We start from the raw sequence: 24,368 nt of genomic DNA, 5'->3' as shown, positions 1-24,368 counted from the left end.
ATCGTCTCATATACACTTGTACGCGTCAAATGTAGTTATTTATTCAAGGCTTAACCAGGTAAATACCCGACTACTCCAGGCTCTTTCCAATGCATTATTTAAAACCGCTTGGTTTGGATCAGGCAGGTCAAGCTGGCTTGGTAACTCCGGATAGCCAAGTACTCCAGTAAACGGACACTGTTTTTTAAACTCCATGATGGTGGTCCGCGCTCCTCCATATAGTATATAATCGATTTCTTTCAGGTAAGGCTCGAGCTTCTCCCGCAGGTAGCTACAGGCACGGGTAAAGAATATCTCCATCTGTTTTTCCCGGTGACGAGCAAACCGATTGGCCGAAGAACCTCCTTGCCGGTGACGCCCATGTACTAATCCTTTGCCAACTTTGCTAGCAACAAGATTCTGTCCCCTGCTCACTCCAAAAGCAAAGCTACCCAACCGGATAAGCACTATTCCAATCACGTATGGGTGTTCCAGAATTTCCAGCAAAGGAGCGGTTTCTATGTAGCTGCCAATAAGAGTCTCTTTAAGAGGAAATGGAGGGATTACCAAAGTATATTCACATTGCGTGTTTTGTTTGGTGCAAAATACCGCAAATCCTGTGAGGCTTTTTTGCGCTTGCTCCTGAACTGCTTCCGGCAGGTAAAATCCTCCAGGCGCTTGAATACCAATCTCACTATTTACGGGCAGTGAATACCAACAATTACTGTCACCTTCAGCTGATGCAAGCAAACTAAGCTTCCGGCGAATTTGCTCCGGGTGCATATGTTTTTCGTTAATTGATTCTTCATTGGTCACACCAGTTTTACCACGGTAACTCCGTCACCGCCCTCATCATTTACTCCCGGTCTGAACGATTTTACCAGTTTTTGTCGTGAAAGATAGTCACGTACTATTTGGCGCACTACTCCAGCACCAAACCCGTGTATAATACGCACTGTATCAAGATTTGCCCCTATGGCACCGTCAAGATAGCTTTCCAACTCTAATTCTACATCATCAGCCCGCCGGCCACGTAGATCAAGTTCCATAGAAATATTTGACCTAATCACTCTGGTGCCGCCGGTATATTTTTTTTCTTTATTGGCGCCTTGCGGTTTGACCCGCGTGACATTGGCGCTATCAACTGTTAATCTCAACGACCCCGCTTCAGCAGTGACCTGACCAGTGGCATTGTTGAACGCCACTACTCGCGCTTCCATCGCCAGGTCATTTAACCAAACCATGTCACCGGGATTTATTTCTTGAGTCTCAGCAGTCCCTGCCGGTTCACCTTGATTAAATATTGGTGCCTCTCTTAACTTTTTCCGTATCTTTTCCAGGCTAGTTTCCGCTATTACTAACTGCTCTCTTGACCTTTGTTTTTTTAGCGTAGCTGAAATATTACGAATTTCCCGGGCGAGGTCTCCAATCTCCGTTACTACTTCATCCCTTGCATTATCAAGAATCCTAGTTTTTTCTGTTTTTAGCTTCTTGAGTTCGCTTGCAAGTTCGTTACGCAGTTTTTCGGTTTCTTTCTGTGCGGTTTCTGCTTCAAAAGTAGCATTTCGTGCGCGGGTTTTTTCGTTTGCTAGTTCAAACAGTAATGAATCGAGTTGCCTGTCTTGCGAAGATAGACGCTCTTTGGCTGATTGAATAATATGACCTGGCACTCCCAACCGAGCAGCAGTTATCAGAGCATTACTGCCGCCCGGCACCCCTGGCACAATACGATATGTTGGTAGCAGGGTTACTGGATCAAACTCAAAAGCTGCATTCTTGATACCGGGAGTGGTATGCGCCAAAGCTTTCAATTCATTAAAATGGCTGGTGGCTACTGTCATGGTGCCTTGTGTAAACAGATGATTAATGATAGCTGCTGCCAGTGCCGATCCTTCAACTGGATCAGTGCTAGTGCCTAGTTCATCCATCAGCACAAGGCTTTTTGGAGATGCAAGATTGAGTATGCGGCTGATATTCCCCATGTGCCAGCTAAATGAAGAAAGAGTATGTTCAATGCTTTGTTCGTCACCAATATCGGCAAAAATACCATCGAAAACCGGTAGCTGTGTTGCCGAATCCGCGGGTACCGGTAGCCCTGCTTGTGCCATCAGGCACAATAAGCCAATAGTCTTAAGAGCAACTGTCTTCCCTCCAGTATTAGGACCGGTTATTACCAATGTAGAATACTCCCGGCCAATTTCCAGATCCAGCGGGACTGCCTTACCTTTTAATAGCGGATGACGCGCTCGAACAAGCTTAAGCGTAGAATCCTTTTCCAGTAAGCTAACTTGCGGTTCAAAGGCTGTAACTGAATATGCATACCGCGCTTTGGCAAGTTCGAGATCGATTTGGGCAGCAATCTCAATAGTTAAAGAGATTTCTTGACTATAACTACCAACTTTAGCGCTTAAACCAGCAAGAATTTTCTCGATTTCTCGTATTTCTTCAAGCTCAAGCTGCTTAAGCTCATTTCCAGTATCAATGATCGACCATGGCTCTATAAATACAGTTGCTCCGGTATTAGAAACATCATGAACTATCCCCTTGATATCTCTCTTGTTCTCAACTCGTACAGGTACTACATAGCGCCCTTCACGTTGAGTGATGATAGCTTCCTGGAGAGACTTGGCGGCCTCTTCAGATTTAATAATGGTTTCCAGCTCGCGGAGAAGCTTTTCCCGGACCGATTTAAGCTCATTTCTTATCTGAGCAAGCCTGGGTGACGATGATGACTGAACCTCCCCTCCCGGGGTAATCGTTCTTATTATCTCTTTTTCCACAGGCTTAAGATCCGCGATCCTTCCAGCAAGGCTCGAAAGAAGCGGCAAATCTTTCCCCCTGCTCCCTATTACAGCTTGTAGCCGGGTACAAATGTTCACCGTCTGAGCTATGTCCAGAAGCTGAAGCGGATCCAACATTTTACCTCTTCCCGCAGCTACAGCAAGAGCGGTGACATCCTTTATTCCGTCAAGGCTAAAACCAGGCTCGGTTTCAAGAAGTGTTCTGGCTTCAGCTGATCTCGCAAGCCTCGCCCTGATTTGATCAATATCAATGGATGGCTTAAGGTTGAGTACAAGATCATGGCTTCTAGAAAACCCGGAGTAGCCCGCAATTATTTCTAGTATGCGGTCATATTCCAATAATTGACAACTCTTTGAATCCATAACAAGCTTCTCCGGATTATAATATCATATATCAAGCCTGCTGCTACAGCAGAACAGCTCTATTTGTGTGATTAGTTATACTTGTTTGGTTTGCTGTGTCATCCCCATTAGCTGTGTCTTCCTGGAGGAGGGCAGCAGCCTGACGAAGGATCTTCCCCGTAATAGTTACTCGTTGTAACATGGCAGTGTTTCCGTATAGACGAGTAAAACTCGTGTGTCACCCTTCGCTGCGCTTAAGGGTGACACTTGTTTATGATTGCCCGTTGTTACATACGCAGATATTCCCCAGGTAACACGGGGTGGCTTTCGAGGGTAATAGAAAGTGCTCAAGAGACACCTTTTTACGAGAGGGTACTCCAGAATGCCATAGTATGAGATCTCGCTACATATTGCTCTAGAACCACCGTACCTTTTTGACAATTGCTCCCTGCGCTCTCTATAATGAGCCAAATATGAATTTGTAGGCTATTTTGGCAGATAAAGACAAAAGTAAACAAACCAGAGGCGTGCCGGACGAAGACATCAAGCGTAGGCTGGATATGCTTGATCACCGATTGGACGATATAGATACCATGGTTTCGGCAGTAATAGAAAGGGTGATGGTGCAACCCATTAACCTTACTCTTTCATGCCCACATTGTGGCCACAATATAGAAGTATCTATGATAGGTAACAAGAAACCTACAGTCTAGGCTTCTTCAGTTTTTTATTCGGAGAACAATTATGCAGACTATTTCAAGTATCAACACTATTAAATATGGCCTGTTTAAGAAAAGAGCGGCATTAAGCATACCAGCAAAACTGATGATGGTTATCGCCATGGCCGGCTTAACTGGCTTGCTTGCGCAGGTAAGAATTCCGCTACCCTTCACGCCAGTCCCTGTTACTGGGCAGGTTCTGGCAGTACTAATGGCAGGCGTGCTGCTTGGCAAATGGTGGGGCAGTGCCAGCATGGCACTGTACGCAACAGCAGGAATTGCTGGATTGCCGTGGTTTAATGGTTTTTCTTCCGGTCTTGGAGCTACAGGTGGTTATATCCTGGGTTTTATCCCAGCTGCCTTATTCCTGGGGCATTTCGTAGATAAATACGTCGAATCTAGAAGACTGGTTCCTTTGATGGGATTAATGCTGGCTGCCACTCTTCTTTACTATATCCCTGGTACAGCCTGGCTTGCACTATGGTTAAATAACACTGGGGTAGCAACAAGCTTCTCAAGTATTTTAGCTCTCGGAGTAGCTCCGTTTATAGTTGTAGATATCATTAAGGCGCTTGTAACCGGGCTTATTGCTTTTGCAGTAGTACCCAAACAAGATTATTCAGCCTAAATTTATTGACTATTTTATCTCAAATATATAGTATATTTACTACCCGGGCGGTTAGCTCAGCTGGTTAGAGCGCTGCGTTGACATCGCAGAGGTCAGTGGTTCGAGTCCTCTACCGCCCACCATACCGTACAGAATGTAGAACTTCTTCCTCAAACGATTCTGATACGCTCGGGATCATAGGCATCGCATAGATCAGCTTCACATCGTGTTTGGAAACAATGATTTCCTGTACAAAACTTCTGATAAATGCCTTTCTCTCAAATAGCTCACCGTGGTCAAGCAGGGCTTTGAGGTTGTCGATATAGTATTTGATCCTGTTGGGATCTATTCCACTTATCCAATGCTCAGACATTGATGATTCAATCTCAAGTTTCCGGTTAGCCAGTTCTTCCTGCCGGTTTCTTAACTCCTTTATCCGGGGAGCAAGGTCGGCTAGGCTGACACTACCGGTTTCAAGCGCATCATACAGCCGGTCAAGCCTGCCAGATACCCTGTCCTGCTCCTGGCTGATCAGACCGAGTTATTCCTGGTACTCGATTGTGTCAGCATTCACCTGCTCCTTGACCAGCGATATGAGCTGTGGCAGGTTTTCTTCAGTCAGTATCAGGCCTCTGATCCTATCAACAATAAGCCCTTCCAGCTTACGGCTGTTATAGTACACACTCGGGCAGGCAGATGGGCCCTGCTTATCCTTGGTGGTACAGGCATAGTAGGAAAACTTCCCACCCTTGGCATCCCGGCTGCATAAACCTTTGCCGCAGTAGCTACAGCGGACAAGGCCGCTTAACAGGAAACGGCTGGCAATCCGCCTGGGATTAACCTTAGCCGGTGCCCGCTCCCCCAGCATCGTTCTTACCCGGTCAAACACCTCCCAGCTGACAATAGCCGGATAAGCATCCTCAACCCTTACCGGTGGTAACCCCTGCTTGCTGGACTTACCCCATACTGCAGTACCGGTATAGACCTCGTTGGTAAGAATGCCATGCAGGCTGGTTTTAACCCATTTCTTGTTTGATGGTCCCGGTACCAGCCTTTCATTAAGACCTCTGGTTATTTCGATAAGCACCTTGCCGCTTAATACACCATTAAATACCATCTCAACCACCGTTGCCTGCTCGGGATGAGGTTCAAGCCTGGTTCTCTCGGCATTGCCATCCTTAACCCTGACGGTCTATAAGGAGTATCCCGGCGAAAGCCTTCCAATACAATACGAACTTTTTCTTCAGCGGTGAATTTGCGGCGTGTTTGGCGCTTAATATCCCGGATGAATTGTCTGGTTTCTTCACTTCTGGCCTCAACTTGCCAGCACTTATCCGTAATTTGTTGTACCATGGCTTACTCCTTTGCTTAATAATTTACTGCTTTGCCAGTAATGGAGCAAGCCCTTAGGTGTCGCTTACCTAATGTATTGAAACTGTCTCATTTTCCCTGACGATATACACATATTGACTATGCCATATATCTCTGTTAATATACCGATAATACGTTTACAACACACAAGCGTTACAAGTATTCTGATTATCTTAATATCTATATTAATATATTGATATATACAAAGGGAGTAAAAATGAGAACTTTCGAAGAGGATATGAAACTGGCTATCGCTTATCACGGGCACCTCTGTTCCGGACAATGCATCGGTGTAAAAATGGCGCACTATGCTATGAAGCTGCTGGAGCTGGATAACGAATCCGAACAGACTAAAATGAAAGTCTTCGTGGAATGCGACCGCTGCCCGGCTGATTCCATCGGCATAGTCACCGGATGCCGAATCGGCAGGCGTAGTTATAGTTTCTATGACTATGGCATAGTCGCTGCCAGTTTTCTCGATATGAATACCGATAAAGCGGTTCGCATCTATCACAAAAAGCGCATATATCCTGAAGACGGCGAAGACATGATCGCCTTTTATAAAAATCTGCCGTTCGAGGAGTTGCTTTCCTACCGAAACGTAAAAATAGAATTAAAACCCTGCGACCTGGCAGGGCCGCCGGTTGAAGCTATCTACTGTGAAAACTGTGGAGAGAACGTCATCGATTCCCGTCATGTGGTTAAAAATGGAAAAAAGCTCTGCCGTACATGTGCCGAGGGTGGATATTACAGTTTCCTATAAAAAATCGTTATATGAAAGGTAACTGATACAGGAATGGAAGAAGAAAAAAAGAAAATACCCTATCCTGTAATTGTAACGGGACTGGCTGTCATTCTTTTTCTTGTAATTGTTATTTCTTTTTTTCTCGGGCGTTATCCTATCAGCCCGGGTGAACTCTTCGAAATTGTTTTCTCGCAGATATTCCCAATTGACCAAACATGGACGGACCAGATGGAAAAAATTCTTTTCAACGTCCGCCTGCCAAGAATACTGTTAGCATGCCTTATCGGTTGCTCTCTGGCAGCTGCCGGCGCGGCTTACCAGGGAATTTTCCAGAATCCCATGGCGGCACGATAACCGCCGGGATCGCCATACGGATTCATGTGCTTGAAGGTTGCATCCTCTGCCAGGAGCTTTTCTTCCCAGTTACTACTGTTAATATCATCTCCGGTTACTACCATTTTGTTGCCTGCCCAGATGCGGTACCCTTCAGCATATTTGGGCATCATCATGGTCTGGATAATTGAATCGTCGGCAGATATAAAAACATCACACGGTTCGCCGGATATACAGTCCTTGATAAGGGCTACAGACCCGCCCGGCACAACGTTTGCCGGCAGATCCGGGTGCAGTTTGTTCCACTCTTCTGCTACCCTCTTTACAAGTTTCATGGAAACACCTGCGCAGAATATATGCAGACGGTGCGGGGCAAGCTCAGCCTCCAGTTTGGCAACAGCTTCAGCCTTTTCCTTACGTACATCAGTTACTTTTTGCGCCAGAATTCCCAGAAAGTTGCGAAGCATGGTTCCCTGGGCATCAGCGTATTGCTTACCGTAAAATCTGGTAAGCATTTCTCCGCTCATGCGAAGCATATACAGGTCAAAAGTCTCTTTTTTAGGACGAGGGGGTGGAGCACCCTTAAACCGCATTTTGGGTGCGCGGCTTTTAAGCGTTTCTGAAAGACAGGGGATTTCCCCCATCATCATGCCGGGCTCGCCGAATTTCGGCATGTTATAGGTATCGAGGCGGGATTCTAGCTGAGAGAGGGGCTTCCCTTTAAGTACAACACAGAACATTCCTTGTTCAAGGTCGATTGGTGGCATTCCCCGGTCATCGGCTTTTTTCTGCACTATTTCAGGTTTCATAACTTCCAGCAGGGCTATCAGGTCTTTATCCCCAATGTTTTGAAATAATGTCATGCTTTTAAGCTCGGGCAGGAACTTGTGGTAATCGGTCATATGTACCTTCTTTTATATTTACTTTGTAGTTATCCCGGTTCACATTCGTTATGGCCTAACTGTCTAACGGCACAAAAAAGCGCCTCCGGAAAGAGACGCTTTTTGAACAGCATTAACCAATCATTTTCTCTTTTCCAAATATGGGAGGCTCAAGTGTTTCCGCCTGAACCCTCAGCCCCGATTTATTCGGGGCATTGTTTGCATGCCATACTTTTAAGATTAGGCAACACAAATCAGAGAATATTTACTTGTGAAAGTACAAAACCAGGAAAAACAGTCCTATTATACACCTTATTTGATATAATTCAACCCCTCGTATTCACTCACCTAAAATGTTACCGAAGGGGGTATGATTCACTCAAGTAAGAATGTTACCGAGGTGAAGCATGCCTAGTGAGGAAAAGATGAGTGTTGATGAGCGAAGAAAGTATATGAAACTGATAGCACCGCGCTATTTGAAAGCACAACCTACAAAAGTGTTACTGTATGTGACAGGTTACAAAAGTATACCCATCATCAACATTTTCATGCAGTGAAGCTACGTATCGAGTCTAGAAGATTAATAGAATTAATTATAAGGTAAAGAACAAATCAAAGAACCTCACAGCTATTATCTTGTTATTTGGCTGGGATTCTTGATGAATAATGCTGCTACTGCCCCGATAAGGCAGAATATCGCCGCTACCATCATCGCCATGTTAAGACTGCTGGCAAACTCAGTAGTAAACATGTGCGTCATAGCTGTCTGGGCCATTTCCGGCATGCCTCCGGTATTCATGCCGCTCATATCTCCAAAGTTCATAGCCCCGTCATTGATCGCATTAATTATCGCTTTCTTAATTTCTTGAGGTATACCATCGGTGCCATTCACGGCAGAAACCAACCCGCTTGCAAGTCGTGACTGCAGAACAGCGCCGAGTACAGCAATGCCAAGCAGGCTTCCGATTTGCCGCATGGTCGTCATGATGCCGCTGGCAGCTCCCGACTGTTCGACTTTGGCTGCCCCCATAATCACAGTATTGACCGGAGCCATGACGAGCCCCATGCCTACACCTGCTAATATCAGCGGTACAATCAGAGATTGCCACGTAGTATCGACGGACAAATCAGCCATGAAAAAGATCGCAACTGATATTATCAACATGCCAGAGGCCAATATCCATCGCACGCCATTGCGTTCTGCCATCCTGCCCGCAAAGGGAGCGATTAGTACAACCACCGCCGACATTGGTAAAAGCACCAACCCGGTTTTAACTGCACTTAAACCAAGAACGATTTGGAAATATAGAACCAGCAGGAAAAGTATACCTATCAAGCCAAACATCAGGAGCGCGCTCACGATATTTCCAGCGGTAAAATTGACGCTCTTGAACAGGTTTAGCCGAATCAGGGGAACACGGCTGCGTTTTTCAATGTAGTAAAATAGGGCTAGCCCGATAGCGCACAATCCAAACGCTCCGAGAATTATCGGCGAACTCCAGCCGAATCTCTGCCCTTCAATAAGTGCAAAGGTCAGTCCGAATAATCCTGCCGTGGCACTAGCTATTCCCGGCCAGTCGATTTGCCTGATAGCTGTCGGATCGGTAGACTCACTAATGATGATGATGCCAGCAATTACAGCGAGTACACCCAGAGGAATATTAACCAGAAATATGTATTCCCAGGATAAATTATCGACCAACAGTCCGCCAATGATAGGCCCCAGAGCGCTGGCAGCCCCAGAAACTGCACCCCAAACGCCCATAGCTTGCCCACGCCCTCCATCTTTGAAAGCAACATTCAGTATGGAAAGAGTAGCCGGCATCATCGCTGCCCCGCCGAAAGCCTGGAAAGCCCGACTGGCAACTAATGTTTGAATGTTGGGAGACAAGCCACAGGCCAGTGAAGCGATTGTGAACAGCACCAGGCCGCTAATGAACATGCGCTTACGCCCGAAAATATCTCCGAATCGCCCCATAGTTATCAAACTGATCGCAAATACCAATATGTAAACATTAACCACCCATTCCGCATCTGCAAGAGAAGCATCCAGGTTATTCATAATACTAGGTAGAGCGATGTTCACAATGGTGACGTCAAGATTCATCATGAATAAGGCAATAGCAAGAATGCCAAGCACCAGCCATTTATTGTGCGGGGTGGGTTTAGTCATTAATAGCTCCTTCTTATACCAGTTTCTGGGTTATCTCGATAACTTGCCTTAAAGCTTGGGCAAGGTGTTCAGTCTGTCCCGGTTCCAGTTTCTCCAACTTCTCCGTAATATGGCTGCGGACCATCCCGCGATATCCGGAGAGGGTTGACCTGCCATTGTTGGTTATTTCCACCCGGACCTGTCTCCGGTCTTTAGTATCGCTTTTTCTTAACACCGCCCCTTTTTTCTCCAGCCTGTCGATGAACTGGGTCATCTGCGGCCTGGTCGACGATAGTTTTTCAGCCAGCTCTGATGCCAGCATCGGGCCATTCATGGCAAGCATGCTCAGAATTGCCAAATCGTGGTGAATGATTTTTTGGCCTGGCAGATTTAACAGGTTGCGATGCAGCAGGTGTAGCGCATGATAGGAGCCATTGGCTATCTCGTCGATGATGTCTTGTTGGTTCATAAATGAATAGTTCATTTTTTAACTATTAATTATAACCCAGGAGTCCAACCAAAATCAAAGGATAACTCTTCCTTTAGAATTAAATATTGGATTCAAATGTAGCAGTAACATCCAAGGCAACAAACCAGATATTCTACTAAATTTTATTCTTTAATCAAGACTGTTTCTATGGGAGATCTTGAGGACTTATGATATACTTGTTTTGTGAATAAAGCTCCTTTTGACCATAAAAAAGCCTTTTATGTAAACTGGGGCATTTTCTAGATGGGGAGCAAGAAAAACTGCGATATGTCAGAATTACTGTCGTTGGCACTGGCTTATCACGCAGGTAAATATGAGAGTTGAGTTGTTCAAGAATGGTGCGTTGTAGAAACGCAGGCACAAACAGACACAATAGTTTGACCTGACAAAAATTGGTGGTTTCCACAGAAATCCAGACTAAATTATTATAAATATACCAAGGAGAAGATCTATCCGATGACTGAATATGAAACCAGGTGGATTGATTCCAAATTGCCTTCAGGGCAAGACTTTTCTATGGCTGTTTGCAGCTATAGCGGTAAAATACGACATATGATAATCGGTAAAGATTTTTTAAGGCGAACAATGATAAAAAGCGTAGACATCGACGATCATCATTGCACCTCCGGCGCCCACTGCCTCGATACGACATGCAAGTTTAATACTACTCAACGCGAGCATATGGCTCACATGCTGGATATGTGGACAGATGAAAAGCTGGATGAAGAAACAGCCAAAATATGGGGTACCGACAGTGCTGTTGATGCCCTGGTCCATTTTGCCGAAAAAATGAATGAGTCCATTCCTGCAGATTTAAACAGTGGCTCCGGTGGAAACAACGGAGCTGACTAAGCACTGGAATCTACCATTTTAGCCACGAAGAAGAAACAACTTTTTGTTCTTTAGCCGTCTTTCAACACTAGCTGTGCGAAACGCGGATCGTCTCAAAGCTCAAATATTGTTTTAATATCTGGGTGCCACCACCTTCGGACACTATCCTCTCTACAGCCTGGGCATCAAGCACACGAGCACCGCTAATGTGCGTTACTGGGGTGTTAATAAACACCTCTGGATACATAATAGAAGAGGGACCAAGCACAACCACCGCTCTTGGTTTGTTCAACTGAGCCATCAATCCATCGAAAGTATTTGTAATTATCGAAGTAGCTGTGATGATGGCGACGCTGCATGTAGCCATCAGTTCTTGTCCTTCGCTTACTGGAATTGCACCTGGTTTGTTGGTTTTCAGCTCCAGTATATCGAGTTTACATCCTCTCTTCTTGAGTTGCGGAATCACTGGGCCGAAATAACCGACCATTACGACGCTGTCCTTCGCCCGAACGTCGATAATATCTAAAAAATCTTTCTGCACAGACTCAGGGCGAGGAAGGCCGGCAACCAATGCATTAGCCGTAGCTAATCCAAGAGTGCGAGAAAGAGAATGCCCCTGATCTATCAGCATATTTAACAGGCTAAATGCACTTCTTCCGGCTAGAGTACCGGCCGCCGCCATGTGAGTACAATGACCAGGTTCATCTTTGCCAGTCCAGGCTAACCCTATGTTGTTATTATTGAGCCTGACACTCGTGTACCCAAGCCCTATTCGGACATCTTGTATTTTTAGCCCTTCTGATACAGGCTGAAGGTTATCAACAATTCTTTGCTGAATAGTGTGTGGCATATGCTATTATCCTCCCAATAATTGATTGACTATTATAATATTTTGTTCCAATGAATTAATGCCCAGAGGTTATTTTTCTTTTGGCTGTAAAGACCATTGCTGTATTCCAACTTCTCGGTCAGCATATTCTTTATCGCTTGTTTTTCATCTTCATTTTGAAAAGAGTGACTCCTTATAATTTGGGTAAAAGCATCATCAATACTGTGGTAAACGCTTTGACCGGTAATTCTAAAAATGTCGACATCAGCCCGAATACCCATGCTGCATAGTAAGTTATAAAGCAATTGATGATCAGGAAAAGGGCGGTATTGGATTCCAAGCCTGTCGCAAATCTCTTCCTCTAAAGCATCGCGACTGTCCGCTTTCCATGTTATGTAACAAGATCGTTTAGCAGCCTTATCAATTGAACGGAGGCTGGAGATAATATCACCTTGCGATGGAAGTGATCTTGAAACGAGCACTACATCATGCGCCTCGATATCCCTGCCAATTTGCACTTCCGCCCAGTTGATACTAATGGTAGCAATATTCTTCAAACCTCTTTTAGAAGCTTTTTCCCGTATCACCTCAAGCATGTAGGGAGATTGATCCAAAGCAGTTAATGTATGTACTCTTTCTGCTATCGGTATAGCCATAGCTCCAGTTCCAGCGCCTACATCCAGGACAGAATCCGTGTTCAATAACTTCATCCTGGCTAATACTTCTTCCACATAGTTGCTTCCTGCTGTTTTTGCTGGTAGAGATTTAGCCCAATTATCCCAAAAATCCTGGCTGGAACCTTTGAAAGTAGCATGTTTTATACCATCCTGCCAACAGCGGGCAAGGTTGGCTGCTTGTTCGGTTACTACTTCATTGTTCATCGAAAACGGATGTTTGTTCATGTTATCTACTTTATAAACTGAATCCATATACCATCGTTTTCCTTTTCCGCCGTAGCAGGGATTCCCATTTGCATCAACCTTGCGCAAAGCTCTTCTGGTTCCAATCGGTTTCTGTTTTTTCCAATATTATAAACCCAAAAGTCCCTTTCTTGTGCAAATCTATCATCCTTTTCGATACTTTGCATCACCTGAGCACGTATTTCAGGAGTTCCCATGCCGCCTCCGCAATAGGCAACTCCACCGGGTTTCAAGATTCTATATATCTCTGCGCAACCCGCCGGGCGGTCCTCCCAAAAGAATATCGATCCGCGACTGATCACCAAATCCACCGAATCGTCTGGAAAAGGGATGCAACAAACATCGGCAGTGATGGTAGTTATACGATTACTCAGGCCAGCTTGTTTGATATTTTCTAGAGCGATATCACTCATCTGCGGTTGAAGATCAAGAGAAAACACCTTTAGATTGGTAATTTTAGCCATTTCTATGGCCAGATTACCCGGACCCGAACCAACGTCAATACATGTTCCATTTTCAATACCGAATTTTGCTTTTATCTGATTGGCCAGAAAGGGATATATCGGAGCAAAAGCATATCTGGCTACCTTTGAGAACTTATTGGTATCAGTGAGCTTTGTGCGATTCATCGTTCAATTGCCTTGAAGATGATTTCCCCAGGACATACACGCGTATCCAGCATACCTCCGCTTTGACTAAGCTTCAACAATACTGCTTGGGGATTAAGAACTTCAACCCCGCCTACCAAGTCCACACCATAATCAAACCATACCTCGCTCATTGGCGTAGATGGTCCCAGTACCACAGTATATGCCCGGGCTAATCGCGCCAGTTCCAGCAAACGTTCTGCTGATTTGTTAATCAACGTAGAACCAGTTATGATAACCACTTCACATTCGGGAATAATATGCTCAGCAGCCGTTTCAGTAATGATGTTGTTTACCGGATCCAGTTTAGATTGGTCAAGCTCGAATATTGAAATTTCTCGAGCCAGCTTCTTTAATTCAGGAGTAAAGGGAAAAGAGCCCGATATTGCCACTTTTTTATCCATGGCTTTTTTTAAGATTAGGTCTCGGGCATTGATATCGACGCTCCTCGCAGCTTTTGTCATTGAGCTAATTGCCGCAACCCCTATACTAGCTTCAATTAGATTCCAGGAACGAGAATACTCAGCCAGCTCCAGGGCAGTTCTTTCAGTAAGATGTCCCATATCGCGAGTATAATTACCGTGTACAACTGGGATGCCATAGGTTTTTGCCAGACCGCAGTATTTGCCCCAGACTCCGGTCCATGACACTCCCACCCGCACATCTTTCACCGGCGCGTTATTACACTTTGCATGTGCAATCAAATCGTCAATCAGTTTCATTGTTAACCTTCTCTTTTTTATAATAAGATCCGTCAGCACACGCCCGGCAGAGCAAGCTGCCTTTACGACCAACACCACGGCCATCAAAGATAAGTTCACCACAGTGGCAGCACTCTTCAGTCCTGCGAGGATATCCTGGCAAGTCAAAATCACTCATTTCTATTTCAACCTTTTCGATTTCAATTATTTCATCTTCTGGTGCTGTTTTAAAATATTCCTTCATGTCCTGGCCTGAATATTTGACCTTATCACGTCGGGAAACGCGTACCGCCTTACCACTGGCCAGATCATAAAAAGTAGCAGCAAATTTGCCATAGTTAACGTATTTTAAGGTTCGATGGCCTAACGTCGTACCGGTAATTGCCTGAGCGGCGTCAGTCATACAACGATCAATCTCCACGAATACTATCAAGTCGCGGTTGTGCTCATCTGGGTCCATACCCAGCTCTCTCATTCCGGTTAAGGTAATGCGCGCCCCCAGAACTATGCCAGCACAAATATCACCATGCAACACTTTGGCTTTTTCCAGATAATAGTCAAGATTTTTTTGCATAGAATCCCTCCAGGTTAATTTTCTGTGTATTCGAATCATTTAAATGATTTTTCAGGGGCAAACAAACTCTATAACCGACAACATCATTAACATCCATAACTCTCACTTTTACTCCATAGATCTTCTCCATATTATCTTCGGTAATGACCTTTTCTGGCGGGCCAAAATCTAAAAACCTGCCTTTCTTCATGATGGCCACCTTGCTCGAAGTCAAAAATGCATGATCCGGAAAGTGCGAGGTCATGATTATTGGCATTCCGGTTGCAGCTAGTTGTTGAACAACATTTAAAACCATGGTTTGATTACCAAAGTCAAGATGTGAAGTTGGCTCATCCATCAAGAGCAACGCTGGCCGTTGGGTAAGTACACGAGCAAAAGTAACCATTTGCTTCTCGCCGCCGCTAAGCTGAGTAAACGGTTTGTTGCTCAAGTGCGTTATACTCAATGCTTCAAGTGCAGAGCGTGCAATTTCAATATCCTTCTCACCAGGGGACTGTAAAAATCCTAAATGTGGAGCCCTGCCAACCAATACCGTATCCAGCACTGAAAAAGGGAAAGCTGGCTGATGCAACTGGGGGATATATCCTACAATTCGGGCTACTGCACTGCGTGACATCTGGCTGAGTTCTTGGCCATCCAGCCGTATGCTGCCTCCTTGCAGCCGCAACAAGCCTAACAGGCATTTCAACATAGTGGTTTTACCGCATCCGTTGGGGCCTAGTACACACATCACCTGCCCTGTTTTAAGGGAAAAATTTACTTCTTCAAAACCACTATTTTCCCCCGCATCGTAGTGGAAACAAGCGTTCTTTACTACCAGCATCAAGCCCATCCCCTTCGCCCTTTAGCGAGCAGGTAGAGGAAAAACGGTACACCAATAATTGCAGTCAATATGCCAATAGGGATTTCTACCTGAGCAATCACCCGGCAAAGGTTATCAATAAATAGTAAAAATATTGCCCCCAGCAAAGCACTTACTGGTAAAAGTTTACGATGGCAAGGGCCTACCAGCATGCGCCCAATGTGTGGTATGACCAGGCCGACCCAACCGATAATACCGCTGATGCAAACCGCTGAAGCTGTGATAACAGTGCAACATACAACCACTACACCGCGTAACAGATCGGTATTGACTCCGAGGGCCATAGCTTCTTCTTCGCCCATAGCCAAGACATTCAGCCTCCAACGCATAAGTATGAGAATAGTAATGCCGATCAGCATTGGCAATCCGGTCATCAATATGTCCTGTTTGCCCACCGCATTCAGGCTACCCATTAACCAATATGTAATAGCCGGTAACTGATTTGTGGTATCAGCGGCATATTTCATAAGGGATAGAAATGCATTAAACAACGATCCAATGGCAATGCCAGCTAATATCAAACCTAATGTCTGGTTTCCTTTTACTACCCGGCTGATGAAATGGGATAAACCTACCGCTACCAGGGCACCAACAAACGACAGCGCCTGGATAGCTAAACCGTGGCCAGAAATTATAATCCCCAGCGCTGCACCAAAACCGGCTCCGGAGGCAACCCCAAGTATATCTGGCGAAACCAACGGATTTCGGAACAAGCCCTGGAAGGACGTACCGGCTACAGAAAGACTAGCCCCTACCAGTATGGCGGCTATAATACGCGGCAGACGCAAATTGATTACGACATTCTCCACATTGGGCGGCAGGGTAATTTCCAAATTAAAAATAGCCGCCCAAAGTGTTTTAACAACATCGATTGGGGATACGGGATACCTGCCGATAACAAAAGAAAAGATAAAAAGAACAATTAATACTATTACCAGAATCAAACCGGCAGATACCCCGCTCAAGTTCGAGGTTCTGAACGCCTTCCAGCGTTTATGTTTTGTTACATTGCATTCAGAGGTTGTATCCATAGCTAGTTTTGATAAGGCAGAAGTGACTCAATCTCTGCGGATGTCAGATCGTAGTGTAAATAATCCGAATAAAACTCCTTAACTTTAGTATTTAAATCCAGATCTTGAGTTTGGTCTGGATAAAGAAGGTTAACCATCCAGTACATACCCAAAATTTGGCACGGACCGGGCGGTCCATCAAACCAGGAAAAGGGGTTATCTGGCCGCAGAAAGACCTTCTCATCTTGCACTGCTTTTAATCCAGCCCAACGTTGATCGTTCATGATCGATTGATAAAGATTTGCCTGGGAACCTCTTCCAATGATTATCAAATCCGGATCCCACAGCAAAATCTGCTCCATAGAGGCTTCAGCCATGCCGTAACCTGGCAATAGTGTTACATCGGCTACATTTATACCACCACAGAAATCCATCAGCATGGTATGTTGTGAACCTAGTGGGTCAGTGTTAAAGCCCTCCTTGCCCCCGGCATAGTACACTCGGACTCGTTCGTTCTCTGGTATATCCGAAACTACACCATAAACATACAGCATGGCTTCTTCGTAGTAATCGATTAGCGCATTGGCCTTTTCTTCCACACCTAGCAGTTCACCAAGGAAGCGAGCGGCTTCTTTGTAATCAAACATCAGATCTCCTGTGTCAACACCCACTACCGGAATCTCACCAAATTTAGACTGTCTTTCTTCAATGCCCACTTGGTTGCCATCGATAATAATATCCGGCATGGCAGCTATAAATGTTTCATAATTGCCAGTTTGGGTGCCAAACCAGCCGCCAACTACAGGCAGCGAGGTGTATTTACCGTGTGCAAAAGGGGGATTTCCATTAAACGTAAAATTTAAACCGTCTACCTTATCCGGTGCCAGCATATAAACAAGTTCCATTTCCACCGGACCGCAAGTCAATACTTTATTTACAACAGAGGGCACCACTACTTCCCGACCAAACATGTCAGTGATAGTTTTTTTTGTGCCAGCTGGAATAGTATTGGTAGGTTGAACCGGTTCTTGTGTCACTGTAACAATTGGGCCAGGAACTGTGGTTGTAAGAGTTTTGGTGAGAGTGGTTGTCTGGTTGATGGTTTTGGTTAAACCATCGGATTTACAGGCGGCCATCCCGAGTATAGATGTAAGGCAAAAAACACCAAACGTAACTATTGCGAGTATCTGTCTATATTTCAAGCTTCCATTCCTCCTTATGTAAATTATGTTATATAGTCCCGCGCAGAACGTTATGTTATTTATAATATATCGAATGTTAAAACAGACGTTAGGTTACTACAGATACATCGCATTGTCAAGTTAACAAAAATAAGGGTTTTTTAGTGGTTTTTTGATGTGTGCCTACTGGATCGAGTATTAAAGCATAGGCTTATTATTGTGATAAATACACAGGGCACCTACGAAAGAAGGCATTTTTTACCTTGTTTCACAGGTGCCCCGATATTCTGCTTTTTCTAATCTGGTTTATCTATTAACCGTGTTAACCAAACCTGATGTTAAAATCTAATTATGCTTGCTGTATTCTAGGTTACGTTTGCCCACTGTTCAACCGGAAGTTCAGCATGGCATTCCCAACACAGGTTCTCTATCATAGCTCGGCCGGAATGCCCAGCTGGAATCAGATGACAGTTAAAGCAGTTGCCATAGTTTACTTCCAGAGAATGAGGGGTTCCCGGAGGAGTGCCAGTCATTGGAGGTTCCACAGATACTGTCACGGTTACCCGCTCAGTTGAAGCTACAGTAGTTGTCTTGAAAACTGTAGTTCCCTGGGACACTGTTGTGGTTTTTAGGTTGGTGACTGTAACAGTCTCTTTCTCCTGCGCGCAAGCACTTATCACACATGCGATAATTACCAGACTTACGGCGATGATGGTTATTAGTACGCTTTTTTTCATGTTTCCCTCCCGTTTTATTTTAAGAACGTACACGGCATATTAGAAATATCAGAAACGGCTTTTGGATGAACCGCCACTGATTGATTGTTGTTTACTGATAATGCACGCCGGTTATTATTTATGATCATCTATGACTATCATACTCGATTTAGCTATGCATTATAGTATATAAATAACTATAATGCAATAAGAATTATGGCAATTTTTGCCGGATATTTTAAGTCTGAGGTTATTGATTTGGACTATAGTGGGGATTATACTTTGAGATATTGCGAGAAGGGAGGTGCAGAAAAGTGGCTGAAGTAGAAATTGGTTACATATCGGACTATTTCGCACACCCCATGGTCGCCGGAGTTGAGCTTACCGGTGAACTGAAAAAGGGTGATATAATCCGCATCCTTGGCCACACGACAGATATTGAAATCCACATACACGAAATGCAAATTGAACATGCCAGCGTAGAGAAAGCCCATTCCGGGCAATCCGTGGGAATCAAGGTGCCGGATAGAGTCCGCAAAGGGGATAAGGTTTACAAAATCACCGGCTAATTTTAAGACAACGTCTTTATTAGATTAGCCATTTCTATGGCACTGGAAGCAGCAGCAAAACCTTTATTCCCCATCTTTGAGCCAGCTCGTTCTATGGCTTGCTCCAGGTTATCACTGGTGATTACCCCATTGATAACCGGAATCCCGTTGTCCAGTGATACCTTAGCTACTCCCTTGCTTAGTTCGGTAGCCACATAGTCAAAATGAGGAGTACCTCCTCGGATAACTGCCCCCAGGCAAATTATTGCATCATATCCGCCCTTGCGAGCCAAGTTCTGGGCAGCCAGAGGTATTTCAAGAGCGCCAGGAGTCCAGGCAACATCGATGTTTTCTTTACTGACGTTGTGGCGAACCAAACCATCGACTGCGCCGTCCAGCAATTTGGAGGTGATAAACTCATTAAACCGCGATATCACAACAGCTATCTTTAGCCCACTTCCATCAAGATTGCCTTCAAAACTCTTGCCCATATTCCCTTCTCCTTTTTAGCGATACCAGTACTACTGCGTATCTTTATCAATTTTTAACAAATGCCCCATCTTGTTTTGTTTGGTTTCCAGATACCGCCGATTGTATTCGTTGGGCGGGATTATTATAGGCATGGTTTCAACCACCGTCAAACCATAACCCTCCAATCCGACAACCTTGCGGGGATTATTGGTGAGTAATACAATTTTATGTAAACCTAAATCGGCAAGAATCTGCGCACCAGTTCCATAATCTCGCAGATCATCTTTAAATCCAAGGCAAATATTGGCTTCTACGGTATCCATCCCTTCATCCTGCAAGGCGTAAGCTTTTAGCTTATTATGAAACCCTATGCCCCTGCCTTCCTGGCGCATATAAAGCAGAACTCCCCTACCCTCTTCCACTATCCGCCTCATTGCCTCATCCAGTTGTTCACCGCAATCACATCTCTTTGAGCCTAAAACATCACCGGTGAGGCATTCGCTATGTACCCGTACCAGCACAGGTTCATCCGTATGAATATTTCCATACACCAGAGCCAAATGTTCGCCTTCGTCAGTCTGGCTGGCGTATGCTATAGCCTGGAATTCACCATATTGAGTGGGGAGTTTGGTTTTTGTAACCACTCTAATCAATTTTTCATGATGCATGCGGTAAGCAATAAGATCAGCAATACTCACAATTTTAAGGTTATACTCTTCTGCAATCTTTTCCAGCTGCGGCACTCTAGCCATCGTGCCATCAGCGTTTAAAATCTCGCAAATTACACCGGCAGGGTAAAGACCAGCAAGCCTTACCAGATCGACAGCCGCTTCGGTATGCCCGGCTCTGATTAATACTCCACCATCTTTAGCCCTCAAAGGAAAGATATGTCCAGGCCGTGCAATGTCTTCTGGCCTGGTTTTTGGATCTATTACCGTTTGTATCGTATGAGCTCGATCATGGGCAGAAATGCCGGTGGTAACCCCATGCTTTGCTTCTATGGAAACGGTAAAGGCAGTACAATGGGCAGAAGTATTCTGGTTCACCATCATAGGTATATCAAGCTCATCCAGCCTCAGGCCGGTCAAAGGCATGCAAACCAGTCCGCGGGCATGTTTTATCATGAAATTGATAGCTTCAGGTGTGACCTTTTCCGCTGCAATTAAAAGATCTCCTTCATTTTCGCGATTTTCATCATCGACAACGATAATGAGTTTGCCTTCTTTAATATCCTCGAGTGCTTCTTCTATAGTGGCCAGTGCCATAATTCAACCCCTTATTATTCTGCTGTAAAACCATGTTCGGCCAAAAATTCCATACTAATTCCACCATCTCGCCGAACAGTAAATTTTTCCACGTATTTTGCTAAAATATCAGCTTCCAGATTTACAACGTCTCCAGCTTTGAGGCTGCCTAAAGTGGTATTGGACAAACTGTGACCGACAATTGAAAGAGTAATCTCATCGCCAATTTGTTCTACGACCGTAAGGCTTATTCCGTCAACTGCGATAAAGCCTTTATCTACAATGTAACGTATTATATTGGCAGGTGCAACCAACTTGATTATAGTTGCTCCAGGGATTTTGGTAACTGTTTTAACCCTCCCGATACCATCCACATGCCCCTGAACAAAATGCCCGCCAAGCGGCCGAGCCAGAGTAAGCGCTCTTTCCAAATTTACCTTGCCACCGGTTTCCACCATACCAAGGTTGGAGCGTTTTAAGGTTTCCGGCATTACTTCTACAGTAAAGCCTTCATGGTTAAAAGATATTACTGTAAGGCAGATACCATTTACCGCAATACTGTCGCCGATCTCCAACTCGTCGAGTATTTTTTTGGCTTTAAAAGTCAAACGGTTTTCCTGCCTGGAATAGAGCACTCCCATTTCTTCTACTATGCCGGTAAACATCTTTTATCTCAAATAACCGATTACCATGATATCGTTTTCAAAATTTGCATACTTAACATTCGTCAACTTGAATGCTTCCGTTACCTTATCAACCCCCTGCCCACCCACCGGAGACCTGGCAAGATCGCCCCCAATTATTATCGGAGCAATAAAGGCGACAACTTTATCTACCACCTGCTGATCAAACAGAGACCCCAGGACAGAGCCTCCCCCTTCAACCATAACACTGGTTATATCTTTCTTGCCCAGTTCGCTTATCAGCTGCTTCAGGTCGATAAATCCGTTGATTACAGGCAGTTCTATAATTTCCGCACCTTTTTCTATAAGTTGTTGCTTTCTCTGTTCGGAAACTTCTTCGCCAACTGCAATAATCGTCCTTCCTGTTTCGGCAAGAATCTGGGCATTTAAGGGTGTCCTGGCATAACTGTCTACAATTACTCTAACCGGTTGTCTATGTGCCGTCCCACCCTTCCCGCTTCCACTTCTTACTGTAAGACGAGGATCATCCTTTAGCACTGTATTGATACCAGCCATGATAGAATCATGCTGATTTCGTAAGCTGTGTGAATAACTCCGGGAGGATTCGCTGGATATCCATTTGGAATCCCCGCTGCCGGTTGCAATCTTACCATCAAGACTCATTGCAAATTTGGCAGTTACGAAAGGTATACCGGTAGTAATATATTTTATGTAAGCTTCTACAATTTCTTGGGCTTCTTCTTTACTCTCACCAAGTACTGTCTTGATGCCCGCTTGCTGGAGAGCAGCCAAGCCCTTACCGTTAACCACCGGATTCGGGTCAATCATAGCAGCGTGTACCTCAGATACACCGGCGCGTATTATAGCTTCGGTGCATGGAGGGGTTTTACCATAGTGACAACACGGTTCCAGCGTTACGTATAAGCTCGATCCTTTTGCAGCTTCGCCTGCTTGTTGCAAGGCAACCACCTCAGCGTGAGCCTGGCCGGGGGGCTGGGTATAACCCCTCCCCACAACTATGTCGTCCTGAACGAGTATAGCGCCCACAGCCGGATTAGGGCTAACGCTGCCAAGCGCAAGCCTAGCTAAAGAAAGGGCTTCTTGCATGTACTTCACAGTTAGATTCTATCATCACGTTTCTAGTACCTGCAAATACTTCAGCTCAGATGAAAACCGGATCAGCCGGGAGAAAGATCTCCGGGCTGATTTTTTCCCGAATCGGGACTACTGTATTGAATATACTACCTGAACATTTATTATGATGTCCGTTTCACCGGGAGAAATCTGAGTGGCTGGAGTACCGGTATCACTTTCGGCATAAGCCTTATCGTATCTTATTACCGGTGGATAGTAAGAATTCCCCTCATAAATATAGGTTGGCTTACCAAGCTGTGCCCCACCAAGAGAGGCCATCTGTTCTGCCTTGTGCTTGGCATCATTCATTGCGTTTTCCCTGGCAAGATCATAATATTGTTCCGGATTTTCTACCGTAAAATAAATACTATTAATCCGAGCGTTTTTTCCAGCTGCTGCTACTACATCATCAATCACACCACCAGCATCCTGGATATTGCGAATCTTAACACTTACGGTATTGGCAACACGATACCCCGTGATGACTGAAGCTCTTGTGATTTCATCCCAGTTATAAATCGCATTTACATTGAAATATTGCGTGGTAATGTCTTTGTCGGCTACCCCAGCATCTTTAAGCACACGCATTAAAGCATCCATCGATTCAGCCGCCTGGTTCTGAGCTTCCTCTATAGTTGTTGCCTGGGCTTCCACTCCCATGCTGATAACAGCAATATCCGGTATAACAGTAACCTTCCCTTGTCCGTTGACCCAAATACCGACATTCTGGGTCGAAAAGTTCATGTAGTTGGTGTTACTCTCAGCGGCAGCTGGGTTTGAAGTGAGAGCATTCACACCGAAACCCACCGCTGCAGCTAATGCAACTACCACCAGGATTGCGAGAACTGTACTTCTTTGTATAGTTATCATATTTTCCTCCCCGTCTGTAAGACCTTTGATAGATAAAACGACTGCTGAAAACAATAGTAAGCCACAAATCATAAAAATTATTTAAAATATTTTTAATGCTCTCGGCAATTATCAGAACATACACCAGCTTTTAGCCTGCCAAGTCGTCGTTACAGCTTTATAATAAGTCTTTTTTTGGATGGTTGAGCTTTTGGAGTATAATTGTAAAGTTATGAATTCATCAGTAAAATACTGGCTACGTGAAATTGGTATAATTCTGGCTGCATCACTTGGCATTTTCTTCCTGTTACAAATGGCTTTTATTAAAGCTGAAGTAATTGGAGAAAGCATGGAGCCAAATCTGTATAAAGGCCAACAAATCATGATTAACAAGATGGCCTACAAATTTTCCGAGCCGGACAGGGGCGATATCATCATCTTTACTCCTCCTTCTCAAATTGGCGCTACCAGTGATTACATTAAAAGAGTAATCGGTCTGCCGGGGGAAAGAGTAAGCGTCATAGATGGTGTGGTTCATATTACCAAGGCAGGAGGACATTCTTTTACTCTGGATGAACCATATACTGCCGAGCTCGCCATGTTCGATTACCAGGGCAGTATCATCCCCGAAGGGCACTATTTCGTTATGGGAGACAACCGCAACAACAGCAGTGACTCAAGGGGCGGCTGGACAGTACCACTTAAAAACATTACTGGAAAGGCCTGGTTTACCTACTGGCCATTCAGCGAGTTCGGAGGAGTTCCGCATTATTCATTGCCGGAATAA

Annotated in this window: 29 protein-coding genes, 1 tRNA gene and 1 riboswitch; of the genes, 8 read left to right on the top strand and 22 right to left on the bottom strand. The window is 44.8% G+C overall.

The features are described from left to right. Positions 1 to 39: 39 nt before the first annotated feature. Positions 40 to 795 (bottom strand): Vms1/Ankzf1 family peptidyl-tRNA hydrolase, encoded by a 756-nt coding sequence (locus tag PHX29_01535; protein MDD5604590.1) that lies wholly within the window; start codon positions 793 to 795, stop codon positions 40 to 42. Further along, complete coding sequence (locus tag PHX29_01530; GenBank protein ID MDD5604589.1) at positions 792 to 3,143, bottom strand: endonuclease MutS2; 2,352 nt, start codon at positions 3,141 to 3,143, stop codon at positions 792 to 794. Before PHX29_01530 ends, PHX29_01535 begins: the two co-directional genes overlap by 4 nt. Positions 3,144 to 3,613: 470 nt before the next feature. Here PHX29_01530 and PHX29_01525 point away from each other — a divergent pair, with 470 nt between their 5' ends. From PHX29_01525 to PHX29_01515, 3 genes are all read left to right on the top strand, one after another. Continuing rightward, the gene (locus PHX29_01525) at positions 3,614 to 3,835 is read left to right on the top strand and encodes a hypothetical protein (protein ID MDD5604588.1); all 222 of its coding nucleotides are present in this window, start codon (positions 3,614 to 3,616) and stop codon (positions 3,833 to 3,835) included. A gap of 31 nt (positions 3,836 to 3,866) precedes the next feature. After that, positions 3,867 to 4,469, top strand: a complete 603-nt coding sequence (locus tag PHX29_01520; GenBank protein ID MDD5604587.1) for a biotin transporter BioY — start codon at positions 3,867 to 3,869, stop codon at positions 4,467 to 4,469. A gap of 45 nt (positions 4,470 to 4,514) precedes the next feature. Continuing rightward, a tRNA-Val gene (locus PHX29_01515) sits at positions 4,515 to 4,591 on the top strand. Here the strand turns inward: PHX29_01515 and PHX29_01510 are convergent. From PHX29_01510 to PHX29_01500, 3 genes are all read right to left on the bottom strand, one after another. Continuing rightward, the gene (locus PHX29_01510; protein MDD5604586.1) at positions 4,579 to 4,821 is read right to left on the bottom strand and encodes a hypothetical protein; all 243 of its coding nucleotides are present in this window, start codon (positions 4,819 to 4,821) and stop codon (positions 4,579 to 4,581) included. The genes PHX29_01515 and PHX29_01510 overlap by 13 nt on opposite strands. 168 nt (positions 4,822 to 4,989) lie before the next feature. Then, positions 4,990 to 5,565, bottom strand: coding sequence for a recombinase family protein (locus PHX29_01505; protein ID MDD5604585.1), 576 nt, complete (start codon positions 5,563 to 5,565; stop codon positions 4,990 to 4,992). Beyond that, entirely contained in the window at positions 5,544 to 5,801 is a 258-nt protein-coding gene (locus PHX29_01500) for a hypothetical protein (protein ID MDD5604584.1), read from the bottom strand. The genes PHX29_01505 and PHX29_01500 overlap by 22 nt, the downstream gene beginning before the upstream one ends. Before the next feature lie 235 nt (positions 5,802 to 6,036). Here PHX29_01500 and PHX29_01495 point away from each other — a divergent pair, with 235 nt between their 5' ends. Further along, positions 6,037 to 6,582: an FmdE family protein gene (locus PHX29_01495; protein MDD5604583.1), complete on the top strand. Its 546-nt coding sequence runs from the start codon at positions 6,037 to 6,039 to the stop codon at positions 6,580 to 6,582. Positions 6,583 to 6,615: 33 nt separating this feature from the next. Beyond that, positions 6,616 to 6,918: an iron chelate uptake ABC transporter family permease subunit gene (locus PHX29_01490; GenBank protein MDD5604582.1), complete on the top strand. Its 303-nt coding sequence runs from the start codon at positions 6,616 to 6,618 to the stop codon at positions 6,916 to 6,918. On the opposite strand, the gene PHX29_01485 is transcribed toward PHX29_01490, so the two are convergent. The 3 genes from PHX29_01485 to PHX29_01475 all read right to left on the bottom strand — a co-directional run bounded on the left by PHX29_01485 (position 6,879) and on the right by PHX29_01475 (position 10,399). Beyond that, a complete protein-coding gene (locus PHX29_01485; protein ID MDD5604581.1) occupies positions 6,879 to 7,799 on the bottom strand; it encodes a substrate-binding domain-containing protein in 921 nt (306 codons plus the stop codon). The two genes, PHX29_01490 and PHX29_01485, sit on opposite strands and share 40 nt — an antisense overlap. 111 nt (positions 7,800 to 7,910) lie before the next feature. Continuing rightward, a riboswitch (molybdenum cofactor riboswitch) is annotated at positions 7,911 to 8,050 on the bottom strand. A 359-nt stretch (positions 8,051 to 8,409) separates the two neighbouring features. After that, entirely contained in the window at positions 8,410 to 9,951 is a 1,542-nt protein-coding gene (locus tag PHX29_01480) for an MFS transporter (GenBank protein ID MDD5604580.1), read from the bottom strand. Positions 9,952 to 9,964: 13 nt separating this feature from the next. Continuing rightward, positions 9,965 to 10,399 carry a MarR family transcriptional regulator gene (locus PHX29_01475; GenBank protein MDD5604579.1) on the bottom strand — a complete coding sequence of 145 codons (435 nt, stop codon included), beginning with the start codon at positions 10,397 to 10,399 and terminating at the stop codon, positions 9,965 to 9,967. Positions 10,400 to 10,876: 477 nt separating this feature from the next. On the opposite strand from PHX29_01475, the gene PHX29_01470 reads away from it, so the two are divergent. Beyond that, positions 10,877 to 11,272, top strand: a complete 396-nt coding sequence (locus PHX29_01470) for a hypothetical protein (GenBank protein MDD5604578.1) — start codon at positions 10,877 to 10,879, stop codon at positions 11,270 to 11,272. 67 nt (positions 11,273 to 11,339) lie between these two features. On the opposite strand, the gene PHX29_01465 is transcribed toward PHX29_01470, so the two are convergent. From PHX29_01465 to PHX29_01425, 9 genes are all read right to left on the bottom strand, one after another. Further along, complete coding sequence (locus PHX29_01465; protein MDD5604577.1) at positions 11,340 to 12,101, bottom strand: DUF364 domain-containing protein; 762 nt, start codon at positions 12,099 to 12,101, stop codon at positions 11,340 to 11,342. A 32-nt stretch (positions 12,102 to 12,133) separates the two neighbouring features. Next, positions 12,134 to 13,009 carry a class I SAM-dependent methyltransferase gene (locus tag PHX29_01460; GenBank protein MDD5604576.1) on the bottom strand — a complete coding sequence of 292 codons (876 nt, stop codon included), beginning with the start codon at positions 13,007 to 13,009 and terminating at the stop codon, positions 12,134 to 12,136. Next, positions 12,988 to 13,629 (bottom strand): class I SAM-dependent methyltransferase, encoded by a 642-nt coding sequence (locus PHX29_01455; protein MDD5604575.1) that lies wholly within the window; start codon positions 13,627 to 13,629, stop codon positions 12,988 to 12,990. Before PHX29_01455 ends, PHX29_01460 begins: the two co-directional genes overlap by 22 nt. Continuing rightward, a complete protein-coding gene (locus PHX29_01450) occupies positions 13,626 to 14,369 on the bottom strand; it encodes a DUF364 domain-containing protein (GenBank protein MDD5604574.1) in 744 nt (247 codons plus the stop codon). The genes PHX29_01455 and PHX29_01450 overlap by 4 nt, the downstream gene beginning before the upstream one ends. After that, positions 14,356 to 14,922 carry an FmdE family protein gene (locus tag PHX29_01445; GenBank protein MDD5604573.1) on the bottom strand — a complete coding sequence of 189 codons (567 nt, stop codon included), beginning with the start codon at positions 14,920 to 14,922 and terminating at the stop codon, positions 14,356 to 14,358. The genes PHX29_01450 and PHX29_01445 overlap by 14 nt, the downstream gene beginning before the upstream one ends. Then, complete coding sequence (locus tag PHX29_01440) at positions 14,906 to 15,745, bottom strand: ABC transporter ATP-binding protein (protein MDD5604572.1); 840 nt, start codon at positions 15,743 to 15,745, stop codon at positions 14,906 to 14,908. The genes PHX29_01445 and PHX29_01440 overlap by 17 nt, the downstream gene beginning before the upstream one ends. Continuing rightward, positions 15,745 to 16,815, bottom strand: coding sequence for an iron ABC transporter permease (locus PHX29_01435; GenBank protein MDD5604571.1), 1,071 nt, complete (start codon positions 16,813 to 16,815; stop codon positions 15,745 to 15,747). Before PHX29_01435 ends, PHX29_01440 begins: the two co-directional genes overlap by 1 nt. Before the next feature lie 2 nt (positions 16,816 to 16,817). Further along, positions 16,818 to 17,996 (bottom strand): ABC transporter substrate-binding protein, encoded by a 1,179-nt coding sequence (locus PHX29_01430; GenBank protein ID MDD5604570.1) that lies wholly within the window; start codon positions 17,994 to 17,996, stop codon positions 16,818 to 16,820. 344 nt (positions 17,997 to 18,340) lie between these two features. Beyond that, positions 18,341 to 18,712 (bottom strand): hypothetical protein, encoded by a 372-nt coding sequence (locus PHX29_01425; GenBank protein MDD5604569.1) that lies wholly within the window; start codon positions 18,710 to 18,712, stop codon positions 18,341 to 18,343. A gap of 293 nt (positions 18,713 to 19,005) precedes the next feature. Between PHX29_01425 and PHX29_01420 the strand changes: the two genes are divergently transcribed. Beyond that, positions 19,006 to 19,260, top strand: coding sequence for a translation elongation factor-like protein (locus PHX29_01420; GenBank protein ID MDD5604568.1), 255 nt, complete (start codon positions 19,006 to 19,008; stop codon positions 19,258 to 19,260). 2 nt (positions 19,261 to 19,262) lie between these two features. On the opposite strand, the gene ribE is transcribed toward PHX29_01420, so the two are convergent. The 5 genes from ribE to PHX29_01395 form a co-directional block, all read right to left on the bottom strand. After that, complete coding sequence (gene ribE, locus PHX29_01415; GenBank protein MDD5604567.1) at positions 19,263 to 19,730, bottom strand: 6,7-dimethyl-8-ribityllumazine synthase; 468 nt, start codon at positions 19,728 to 19,730, stop codon at positions 19,263 to 19,265. A gap of 30 nt (positions 19,731 to 19,760) precedes the next feature. Next, positions 19,761 to 20,975: a bifunctional 3,4-dihydroxy-2-butanone-4-phosphate synthase/GTP cyclohydrolase II gene (locus PHX29_01410; protein ID MDD5604566.1), complete on the bottom strand. Its 1,215-nt coding sequence runs from the start codon at positions 20,973 to 20,975 to the stop codon at positions 19,761 to 19,763. A 14-nt stretch (positions 20,976 to 20,989) separates the two neighbouring features. Next, entirely contained in the window at positions 20,990 to 21,619 is a 630-nt protein-coding gene (locus PHX29_01405; GenBank protein ID MDD5604565.1) for a riboflavin synthase, read from the bottom strand. Between the two features lie 3 nt (positions 21,620 to 21,622). Further along, on the bottom strand, positions 21,623 to 22,705 hold the full coding sequence (ribD, locus tag PHX29_01400) for a bifunctional diaminohydroxyphosphoribosylaminopyrimidine deaminase/5-amino-6-(5-phosphoribosylamino)uracil reductase RibD (GenBank protein ID MDD5604564.1): 1,083 nt from the start codon (positions 22,703 to 22,705) through the stop codon (positions 21,623 to 21,625). A gap of 117 nt (positions 22,706 to 22,822) precedes the next feature. Further along, positions 22,823 to 23,602, bottom strand: coding sequence for an SIMPL domain-containing protein (locus tag PHX29_01395; GenBank protein ID MDD5604563.1), 780 nt, complete (start codon positions 23,600 to 23,602; stop codon positions 22,823 to 22,825). 211 nt (positions 23,603 to 23,813) lie between these two features. On the opposite strand from PHX29_01395, the gene lepB reads away from it, so the two are divergent. Beyond that, a complete protein-coding gene (lepB, locus tag PHX29_01390; GenBank protein ID MDD5604562.1) occupies positions 23,814 to 24,368 on the top strand; it encodes a signal peptidase I in 555 nt (184 codons plus the stop codon).

The sequence above is a fragment of the Dehalococcoidales bacterium genome (assembly GCA_028717385.1).
Lineage (GTDB): Bacteria > Chloroflexota > Dehalococcoidia > Dehalococcoidales > CSSed11-197 > CSSed11-197.
Note: the sequence above shows the minus strand (reverse complement) of the source record. Positions and strands in the feature narration are given on the sequence as shown.